This is a genomic window from Corallococcus aberystwythensis (genome assembly GCF_003612165.1).
Taxonomy (GTDB): domain Bacteria; phylum Myxococcota; class Myxococcia; order Myxococcales; family Myxococcaceae; genus Corallococcus; species Corallococcus aberystwythensis.
Genome location: NZ_RAWK01000321.1, coordinates 1 through 10,133, shown reverse-complemented (window position 1 = coordinate 10,133; position 10,133 = coordinate 1). Strand labels below are relative to the sequence as shown.

Here is a 10,133-nt window from a genome sequence, read left to right as displayed (position 1 = left end):
AGGGTGAGGTCGTGCCTCCCGCCGCCCTGCCGCCTCCCGCGGAGGAGAAGGAGAAGGAAAAGGAGAAGTCCAAGCCCTGGTACGAGAGCATCCGCCTCCGGGGCTATACGCAGGTCCGCTACAACCGGCTGCCCAGCTTCCGGGTGAACGACTCGCTCATCAACGACCAGGGCGACCGCTTCCTGGGCAAGGACACCGGCTTCGGCATCCGCCGCGCGCGGTTGGTCATCTTCGGGGACGTGCACCCGCACGTGTCCATCTACCTGCAGCCGGACTTCGCCTCCGTCATCGGTGACCAGTACAACGTCGCCATCATGCGGGACTGGTACGCGGACATCTTCGTGGACGCGAAGAAGGAGTTCCGCTTCCGCGTGGGCCAGTCCAAGGTCCCGTTCGGCTTCGAGAACCTCCAGTCCAGCCAGAACCGCCTGGCGCTGGACCGCAACGACGCCATCAACAGCGCGCTGAAGGACGAGCGCGACGTGGGCGTGTTCTTCTACTGGGCGCCCTCGCACATCCGCGACCGCTTCAAGTTCCTCGTCGACAGCGGCCTCAAGGGCTCCGGCGACTACGGCGTCGTGGGCCTGGGCGTCTACAACGGCCAGACGGCCAACCGCGCCGAGCGCAACAACAGCCCCCACGCCGTCGCGCGCGTCAGCTATCCCTTCCTCTTCGGCTCCCAGTACGTGGAGGTCGGGGCCGGCGCCTACTACGGCCGCTTCAACTTGAGCGCGTCCCCGCGCGATGACGCGGCCTACGCGCTCGCGCGTGGCCCCAACATGGTGGATGCCCGCGCCATCGCCAGCTTGACCCTCTACCCGCAGCCCCTGGGCTTCCAGGCCGAGTACAACATCGGGCGGGGCCCTTCGCTGGGCTCGTTCCCGGACGAGGCGCTGCTCATCGACAGCCGCAACCTGCAGGGCGGCTACGCGCAGCTCATGTACAAGCTGGACGGGGTGGTGGGCGTGTCGCTCATCCCCTACGTGCGCGGCACCCTCTACAAGGGCGGCAAGAAGTTCGAGACCAACGCCCCCCGCTACGACGTGCGCGAGCTGGAGCTGGGCGCGGAGTGGCAGATCTGGAAGGCCCTGGAGCTGACGGCCGCCTACGTCATCGCGGACCGCACCTCCTCGCGCTACCCGTATGAACAGGAGCAGGGGCACGTGACGCGCCTCCAGCTCCAGTTCAACTACTGAGTCAGAGCCGCGGGTCGACGGGCTCGCTCTCCAGGGCGAGCACGCCGAAGACGCACTCGTGCACGCGGCGCAGGGACTCCTTCTTCGTGAAGCGCTCCAGTCCCTCCACGCCCAGCGCGAACTCGCGCAGCGCGAGCGAGCGCTTGGTGGACAGGCCTCGCTGGCGCAGCCGGTCCAGGTTCGCGGGCGCGGTGTACTCCGGGCCGTAGATGATGCGCAGGTACTCCGGGCCCCGGGACTTGATGGCGGGCTGCACCACGCCCCGCCGTCCGCGCACCGCGAAGCCCAGGGGCTTCACCACCATGCCCTCGCCGCCGCGCGCGGTGAGCTCCTCCCACCACCGCACGCCGCCGGCCACCGCCTCCGCGTCCTCCAGCGAGACGACGCGGTAGGGCGTGGCCACGAGGAACGACGGGTCCGCGCGGCACACGCGCCCGAGCGTCTCCATGTGCCAGACATGGTCCTTGTCCACGTGGGTCGCGCCCTCCGTGGCCAGCAGGTGGAACGGCGCCAGCCGCACGTCGTCCAGCGACGTCACCGGCCAGCAGTAGCGCCGGTACGCCTCCACGTAGCGTTGCACCTGGGTGGCCTTGTCCGTGAAACGCGTGGACAGCTCGCCCAGCGGCAGTCCCCGCGCCGTGGCCTGACCCAGCACCGCCACCACGTCCGTCAGCGCCGCGCGCGAGGCCGCGCCCACTGCGGCGTACGGGTCGCGCAGCAGCTCCTGGGCCTTCAGCGACCAGGGCATCAGCTCGCAGTCCAGGCAGGCCCAGTCCGTCTTCAATTCCTCCCAGAAGCCGGACGCGTTCAGCGCGGAACGGACGCGCGCGAGGAACGCGGCCTCCAGGGTCTCGTCCGTGAAGAAGCGCCGGCCCGTGCGCGTGTAGCAGACGCCTGTCTCGCCGGAAGTGACGCCAAAGCGGCGGCGCGCGGCCTCCGCGTCGCGCGCGAGGACGACGACGGCGCGCGAGCCCATGTGCTTCTCCTCGCAGACGACCTGGGCCACGCCCTCCTTGCGGTAGTAGTCGAACGCCTCCTGGGGATGCTCCAGGAAGCCGGGCTGGTCGCTCGTCTCCGACGGCGACATGGTGGGCGGCAGGTAGAGGAGCCAGCGCGGATCGATGGCGAAGCGGCTCATGGCCTCCAGCGCGGCGGTGGTGTTCTCCTCGCGCAGGGTGACGTTCGCGGCCAGCCGCGTGGAGATGACGCGCTTGCCCCGCACGTCCTCCAGGTCCAGCACGTCATCCGCCTGCTGCTGCGCGCTCAGGCCCGACAGGGCCGGGGCACCCAGCGGCTTCACCGCCTCGCAGTACACGCGCTGCGCGGGCACGGACACCAGCTCCCGCTCCGGGTAGCGCAGGGCGGTGAGCTGACCGCCATAGACGCAGCCGGTGTCCACGCACAGCGTGTTGTTGACCCACTCGGCCTCCAGCACGGCCTGGTGGCCGTACACCACCGACGCGCGGCCCCGGTACTCCGCCGCCCAGTTGAAGCGCACCGGGAAGCCGTATTCGTCCGTCTCGCCCGTCGTCTCGCCGTACAGCGCGAAGGCACGCACGCGGCCGGAGCCCCGGCCCTGCATGCTCTCCTTCATGCCCGCGTGCGCTACGACCAGCCGCCCGTCGTCCAGCACGTAGTGGGACACCAGGTCGTCGATGAACTTCGCCACCCGCTGGTGGAACTCTGGCGGCTCCTTCTCCAGCTGCTCCAGCGTCTGGGCCATGCCGTGGGACACGTTGACCTTGCCGCCGCGCAGCTTGCGCAGGAGCTTCATCTCGTGGTTGCCGGGCACGCACAGCGCGGTGCCGGCCTCCACCATGTCCATCACCAGCCGTAGCACGCCCGGGATGTCCGGGCCGCGGTCCACCAGGTCGCCCAGGAAGACGGCCTTGCGGCCCTCCGGCGGGCGCACGTCGAAGCCCGGCGTGCCGTCCGCGCGTGGCTGCACCGCGTAGCCCAGCCTGGTGAGCAGCGCCTCCAGCTCCTCACGGCAGCCGTGGATGTCGCCGATGATGTCGAAGGGCCCCCGCTCGTGCTTGAGGTTGCACCAGAGCGGCTTGCGCTCCAGCACCACGTTTTCGATGGCGTCCGGCTTGAGGACGTGGAGGTGGCGGAAGCCCTCGCGCTCCAGGCCGCGCATCGAGCGATGCAGCTGGGACACCTGGTTGCGCACGAAGCGGAAGCTGGCGGCGCGGTCCGGCCGCTGCTGGTTGCGCTCGATGCAGGTGCGCTCCGGCACGTCCAGCACCAGCGCCACGGGCAGCACGTGGTACTCGCGCGCCAGCTCCACGAAGGCCTTGCGGGACTCCGGCTGCACGTTGGTGGCGTCCACCACGGTGAGCAGGCCCCGAGCCAGCCGCTTCGCGGCGACGTAGCGCAGCGTCTCGAAGGCGTCCTTCGTCGCCTCCTGGTTGTTCTCGTCGTCGGACACGAAGCCCCGGTAGGTGTCCGAGGAGAGCACCTCCGTGGGTTTGAAGTGGCGGCGCGCGAAGGTCGTCTTGCCCGAGCCGGACGGCCCGATGAGCACCACGAGGGACAGCTCTGGAATGTGGACGTTCATCGCGCGAACACCGCCAGCTGCGTCGGCGCGCCGACCTCCGCGTCGTTCTCTCCCACGGGCAGGAAGCGCACGGTGTAGCCGAAGCGCTCGCACATGCGGGCCGCCCAGGCCTCGAACTCGGCGCGGGTCCACTCGAAGCGGTGGTCGCGGTGGCGGAAGGTTCCGGCGGGAAGGGAGGTGAAGCGCACGTTGTACTCGGCGTTGGGGGTGGTGAGGAGGATGAGGCCCGGCCGCGTGTGCTCGAACAACACGCGCTCGAAGGCCGCGAGGCGCGGCAGGTCCAGGTGCTCGATGACCTCGATGACGGTGGCGGCGTCGAAGCCCGTGAGCCGTTGGTCCCGGTAGAACAGCGAACCGTGCAGCAGCTTCACGCGCTGCCGCTGCATGTCCGGCATCTTGTCGATGCCGAGCCGGTCCTGGGCAATCTCCAGCGTGCGGTGGGACACGTCCATGCCCACGACCTCCGTGAAGCGCCGGTCCTTCAAGAGGGCCTTGATGAGGCGTCCCTCGCCGCAGCCCAGGTCCACCACGCGCGCGGCGCCCTGCTCCTGGAGGACGGTCATCACCGTCTGGAGGCGCTGCTCGTTGAGGCTCAGGCGCGACTCGAGCACGGCCTCCTCGGCGTTGCGCGTCTCCTGGCGCTCCTCCGGCTCCGGGGCCTCATCGCCCGCGAGCCGCCCCAGGGCCTCGCGCGCCAGGCTGTGGCGGTGGCGCAGGTAGCGGCGGGCAATCTGTTCGCGCTCCGGGTGTGCGGCGAGCCAGCCCTCGCCGTGGCGCAGGAGCTTCTCCACCTCCTCGTCGCCGACCCAGTAGTGCTTGTCGTCGTCGAGCACCGGGATGAGGACGTACAGGTGCGAGAGCAGGTCGCCCAGGCGCACGTGTCCCTCCAGCGTCACGGTGAAGTAGCGGCTGTCACCCCACGCGGGCACGGTCTCATCCAGCGCGTGACGGGTCGCGGTGACGGTGTAGCCGAGCGGCTCGAAGAGCCGGCGCAGGAAGGATTCACCGCCCCGGCAGGGCAGCACCGACAGGCGGGCGGAGAAGGGCAGGGGCTGCGCGGCCAGCTCCGGCCGGTCCTTGCTGCGCCCGGACAGCGCGGTGCCGAAGACGCGGGACAGCGCCACGCTCATGAAGGACGACGCCACGTAGGGCCGGTCGTTGACGTACTGGTCCAGGGTGCCGCCCTGGCCGCCTGACGAAGGCCGCCCGCGCACCAATGCGACGGGGTCCACCTCCAGGAGCAGCGCCGCCGTGGTGCGGCCAGCGGAGGCCTCCGGGTAGAAGACGTGCGCCAGTCCAAAGGGCAGCTCGAAGGACTGGGGCCGGTCGGGGTTCTTGTGCAGCAGGTAGCCCAGGTCCGTCGCGGGCGTGTGGGTCGTCGAAAGGGTCAGGAGCATGGGGGCGCGCGTGAATCCTGCTGCGCGCCTGACGGGCGGAACAAGGGGGCCTGACGAAAGATGCGGAGGGGAAGAGGACAGGACCCTTCAGGGCATCCTGTCCGCGAGCTCCCTGGCCACCTCGATTTAGGTGATTGCTCTTTAAGGTTCATAGTCATGGACTTGAAAGGTTGATTGCGCTCAAACTCCTTGGGAGGCGCCGCTGCGCCCTTCTCCAGCTTCCCGAGGAGCCATGGCCGAATCGACGACCGATGACCTGTCGCGCACCGAAGTCTCCGCGCGCCGCAGGCAGCTTCCGCCGACGCCTGAGAAGCCCCTGCACCTCTTCACCATCGACGGCATCCGTTACGAGGCCGTGCGCGAGTTGGTGCTGATGCAGACGGGCGAGTCGCTGCTGCTCGCCCAGCGCTTCTCGGAGCGAGGCAACAAGCTGCCCGGCTTCTGCTTCGTGCGACGGCTGGCGAACCCCTCCACGTATATGCGGCGCACGCGGCTGGGGGAGGAGATTCAACTGGCCTTCCGCCTGCGCCACCCGGCCATCGCCCAGGTCTTCCACCGCAAGGTGCATCAGGGTGCGCTGCATGTCGTCATGGAGTACGTGGACGGCCCCTCGCTGGAGACGCTGGTGAGTGCGGGCGTGGCGCGGGGCCGTCCTGTCTCCGAGGCCTTTGCTCTCCATGTGGGCGCGGAGGTCGCGGAAGCGCTGCACCACGCGCACACGCTGACGGACGTGGACGGCAAGGCATTGGGCATCATCCACCGTGACGTCAACCCCCGGCACGTCTACGTAGGGACGCAAGGCGAGGTGAAGCTGACGAACTTCGGCGCGGCCTACTCGCTGGTGGTGGGGCGTGAGGAATCACCCGCCAGCCTCGTCCGCGGCGACGTGGCCTACGCCTCGCCGGAGTACCTGATGCGGCAGCCACTTTCGCCGCGCTCCGACGTCTTCGGCCTGGGCGTGCTGCTCGTGGAACTCTTCACCGGCAAGCACCTCTTCGATGTGGAGGATGTGCCGCGCCCGCCCACGAACCTGGCTTATCTTTTTTCGGAAATCGTTCCGTCCCTGCCTCTGTCGCAGATGCAGGTGCTGCTGGCCAGCTTCGGTCCGGAGGACGTCGAGGAGGCCGTGGCCCCACTCTCCCCGGACGTGAAGGCGATGTTGCATGTCGCGCTGCGCGCCAATCCCGAGGAGCGGTTCGCCACGGCGGCGGACCTGCGCGACGCCATGCGGGTCGCCTTGGCGAGGCGGCACCCAGGCTACGGACGTCAGGAAGCCGCGGCGGAGTGGGCCCAGGTGCTGGCGGAAGGCAGCATCCTGCGCGACGAGGTGGAATTCGGAGAGGAAGGACTCTTCCCCGAGGGATTGGACACCCACGAGTTGGAGGGCTTGAAGCGGGAGTAGGGCTTCAGCGTGCCAGCGCCGAGGCGACGTGGAGGAGGGCCGCGAGGTCCTCCGCATCCAGCTTGCGCGCGAGGTGGAGAAGGCGCCGCAGCTCCGGGGCGTCCTCTTCCTTGGGCTTGGGCTTCGTGCCCTTGCGCACGTCGCCCGTCGCGGTGAGCCCCATCAGCTTCTCGGGAGAGACGCGCAGTTCCCGGCAGAGGCGGTAGAGGGAAGGAACGCTGGGGAGCATCTTGCCGCGCTCCAGGCGGTTGTAGACGGGGTGCACCAGTCCGATGCGCTCCGCGACTTCGGCCTGCGTCAGGCCCAGGTGCTGGCGGGCGGCGCGGGCCTCCGTGCCGATGGTGATGCCGAGTTCTTCGTTCATGGCGGGCGCGCAGCGTAGCCGAGGGCCAGCCAGGGGTGAATGCTAGGGGTTGGTCAGATGCCAATGGACTCTTGGAGTCCTTTCTCGGGTGCCCAGCCCGAGGGAGGGATTCTCGGGCTTCTCACGCCTCTGGTAGGGTCCGCGCCCCGCTGGGAGGACGCCGCATGCGAGAGGCTTGGGAGCCTGAAGGAAGGACGCCATGATGCGGGGGCCACCTCCGGCTGTGCTGTCTGCTGGGGCCCAGGTGCTGGGCTACACGGTGGAGCGCCAGCTGGGGCAGGGCGGCTTCGGCACGGTGTACCTCGCGCACTGCGAAGGCCAGCGCTTCGCCCTGAAGCTGCTGCACCTGCCGCGCGTGGGGGAGCGGGCGGAGCGCGAAATCTCCATCCTCACCCGCCTGCACTTCCCCAACGTGGTGCGGATTCTGGGTCATGGCTACTGGCCGGTGGCCCAGCCTCAGTTCGCCGTCATCGCCATGGAGTACGTGGAAGGGCGTCAGCTGGACGCCTGGGCCGACGCGGAGAACCCCACGGCGCGGCAGGCGGCGCGCGTGCTGCTGGGCATGGCGCGGGCGCTCGCCGCTGCCCACGCGGAAGGGGTGGTGCACCGGGACGTGAAGGAGGCCAACGTCATGGTGCGCGCCTCGGACGGCCTGGCCAAGCTGGTGGACTTCGGCATCGGCGACTACACGGGCGCGCGGGAGTTGACGGCGGACATCCTCCCACCCGGGACGGTGGACTACCGCTCCCCGGAGGCGTGGCGTTTCCTGCGTGCTCACCTTGAGGCACGGGATGCCCGTTACACAGCGGGGCCTGCGGACGACTTGTGGGCGCTGGGGCTCGTCTCCTACCGGCTGCTGACAGGCCGCTTCCCCTTCGATGGCGAGGACGGCGCCAGCTTGACGGAGGCGATTCTCTCCAGCGCACCCACGCCACCGCACGAGGAGAACGAGCGGGTGCCCCGGGCGCTGAGCGACGTGTGCATGCAGCTCCTGGAGAAGACGCCCGAGGCGCGCACGCCCAGCGCCCAGGCTCTCTGCGAGTCGCTGGAGCAGGCGCTACGCGGCGCGGACGCAACGTGGGACGTGCCGCTCTGCGATGCCTACGACGAGGACTCCGCGACGACGGAGGGGGAGGACATCGACAGCTTCGAGCAGTGGCGGCACCAACCCCGACACCGCCCCCGCCGAGGCAAACGCCGTCCCCCGAAGCCGGCGCCAGCGAAGGATGCGGATGCTGCGGCGAGCGAGATGCCGCCTCCCGTGACGACTGTGCGAGTGGCGCCTGAGAAGCGCGGGGCCTTCCGCGCCTGGGCGGTGCTCGCTGTGATGCTTGTCTTGGCGGGGGCCGCGTGGGGACTCGGGATGTCACGCATCGCGAGGCCAGCCCCCACCCGTCAGGAAGTAGCGCCCTCTGGCAAGTCGTCTCAAGCTGGCCGCGCCGCAGCTCCCACCGGGCCGGAGGCCACCGCTGCGGCCGTCGCTCTCCCCGCGACGCTCCAGGAGGTTTCAGCCACCGTGACGACGCAGCCGAAAGAGACACAGCCCCTTCAGCTCCCCTCGAAGCCCGCGAAGAAGGGCATGAGCGTCATGGCCCGTGCTGTCGGCACGGCGGCGGCATGCACCGCATTGACGGCTTGTCCCGGTCCTCAAGTGCTGCCGGCGCCATCGCCCGAGCCGTGTCCCGTGGGAGCCGTGAAGGCCATGGCAAAGTTGAATGTCACCACAGGGCGCAAAGCCACTGTGGTCTTCGACGACGACGACAGGCCGAAGGTCATCTCGGTGCGTGAGGGACCCACGCAGCTGATCTTGGCTGGCCCTTGGGGGGACATGCCAAGCAACACGGTACTGTCTGGACGGCTCATCGTGAGGGAGCGCGTGTATGGGCGCCTGACTTGGGCGACGACGCCGAAGGGCGACAGCTTTCCCGTGTGCATGGAGGTCTTCGCGGAGGAGGGTGACCGAGGCATGGCTCGGGAGCCTGGAGACGACTCACCATCCAGCGCTCGTATCTTCACTTCGGCTCGCGTGAAGGCAGTGAGCGAGTTCGAGTAGCAGAGTCGCCTGGGAGTTATCGCCGAGTGTCTTCTTCCTCTTTTGTCGTATTCCTGGGCCTCCTGCTCGTGAGTGGAGCTTCAGTCGCCCAATCGGAGGCCGCCGCTTCGTCGCCGGGCGTGCGCCGCATTGAGCTGGCTCCTGACGACGCTCTTTCTGCACCCGAGATTGCGATCAGTGCTGGGCTTTCGACGACATTGCTCTTCGACTCCAACTTGAAGCGCGACGAAGTCGAACTGGAAAGTCGGGACCGGTTCTCGCTCGTGGATGTGGGGCAGGCCACTTTGCGGTTGGTCCCTTCGGCACGGTTGATTGCTGGCGAAAGGTTGCGACTGGTCGTGCGCTTCCGGGATGGGGCGGCGCCAGCAAGCGCCTCATTCTTTCTTCGAGTACATCCCGCGAAGGCGGAACCTCTCATCGAGGTCTATCGCGGCATGCGGACGATTGAGACGTATCAGCAAGAAGCCAGGGAGGTTCGTGCGGAGTTGATGCGCTGCCAGAGTGAGGTCGCACGATTGCTGGCCGAACAGAATGCCCCGAGCGGGCTGGCGGGTCTCGTGTCCTCCAGTGCCTTGGACGAGCACGGTGTGACCGGACGAGTCGTGACCACGGACGTCGCCCAAACGACGGGGAACGCGAACGCGTTCAAGGTAGCCTCCGTCAAGAGCTACCGGTCCGCGACGGGTGTTGCTGTCGAAATCAATTTGAAGGTGAAGGCGGGTGCTCCGCCATGGGTCGCGAAGGGGGCAACGCTTCGAGGTAAGTCCGGGGCAGAGTTGAAGGTGCTTCGCCTGTGGCAACAGCGGCCCATCCCGATAGGAGAGTTCGGAGTCGTTGTGGTGGAGGCCGAGGCTTCGGAAGCTGCTTCCCGAGGGACGTTCTCAATCAAGCTGTGGGAGGAAGACGGGCCGCGCACTGTCGTGCTCGGCAACTTGATGTTCCCATAGGGAGCCTGTTGATGACTCCTCGTCGCGTGGAACTTCGATGTCGTCATTCGCCGCGTTCCCATGGAGACACAATCTACGTGCCCGGGGCCCCCTGTGTCAGGGAAGTTGTCGCCTCGGCTGAATAGCCGGGATGACCACGCCTTGGGGGCGAGAGCAGGCAGGACGCAGTGCCGTACACGGATGCATTCAAGTCTCAGATGGTGAAGCGGATGGT

7 protein-coding genes are annotated in these 10,133 nt (G+C 68.5%); 4 read left to right on the top strand and 3 right to left on the bottom strand.

The window, feature by feature from the left end:
• The coding region (locus D7W81_RS35925) for a porin (protein WP_120559893.1) at positions 1-1,196 on the top strand (1,196 nt) is incomplete at its 5' end.
• A 1-nt stretch (position 1,197) separates the two neighbouring features.
• Here D7W81_RS35925 and D7W81_RS35920 read toward each other — a convergent pair.
• Positions 1,198-3,756: a polynucleotide kinase-phosphatase gene (locus D7W81_RS35920; protein ID WP_120559891.1), complete on the bottom strand. Its 2,559-nt coding sequence runs from the start codon at positions 3,754-3,756 to the stop codon at positions 1,198-1,200.
• On the bottom strand, positions 3,753-5,153 hold the full coding sequence (locus tag D7W81_RS35915) for a 3' terminal RNA ribose 2'-O-methyltransferase Hen1 (RefSeq protein WP_120559890.1): 1,401 nt from the start codon (positions 5,151-5,153) through the stop codon (positions 3,753-3,755). Before D7W81_RS35915 ends, D7W81_RS35920 begins: the two co-directional genes overlap by 4 nt.
• A 232-nt stretch (positions 5,154-5,385) precedes the next feature.
• Here D7W81_RS35915 and D7W81_RS35910 point away from each other — a divergent pair, with 232 nt between their 5' ends.
• The gene (locus D7W81_RS35910; RefSeq protein WP_120559889.1) at positions 5,386-6,555 is read left to right on the top strand and encodes a serine/threonine-protein kinase; all 1,170 of its coding nucleotides are present in this window, start codon (positions 5,386-5,388) and stop codon (positions 6,553-6,555) included.
• 4 nt (positions 6,556-6,559) lie between these two features.
• Here the strand turns inward: D7W81_RS35910 and D7W81_RS35905 are convergent, their stop codons facing one another.
• The gene (locus D7W81_RS35905; RefSeq protein WP_120559888.1) at positions 6,560-6,919 is read right to left on the bottom strand and encodes a helix-turn-helix transcriptional regulator; all 360 of its coding nucleotides are present in this window, start codon (positions 6,917-6,919) and stop codon (positions 6,560-6,562) included.
• A gap of 199 nt (positions 6,920-7,118) precedes the next feature.
• Here D7W81_RS35905 and D7W81_RS35900 point away from each other — a divergent pair, with 199 nt between their 5' ends.
• Together D7W81_RS35900 and D7W81_RS35895 are read left to right on the top strand one after the other, a co-directional pair.
• On the top strand, positions 7,119-8,972 hold the full coding sequence (locus D7W81_RS35900; protein ID WP_306440936.1) for a serine/threonine-protein kinase: 1,854 nt from the start codon (positions 7,119-7,121) through the stop codon (positions 8,970-8,972).
• Between the two features lie 26 nt (positions 8,973-8,998).
• Positions 8,999-9,919 carry a DUF2381 family protein gene (locus D7W81_RS35895; RefSeq protein ID WP_120559887.1) on the top strand — a complete coding sequence of 307 codons (921 nt, stop codon included), beginning with the start codon at positions 8,999-9,001 and terminating at the stop codon, positions 9,917-9,919.
• Positions 9,920-10,133: the final 214 nt, after the last annotated feature.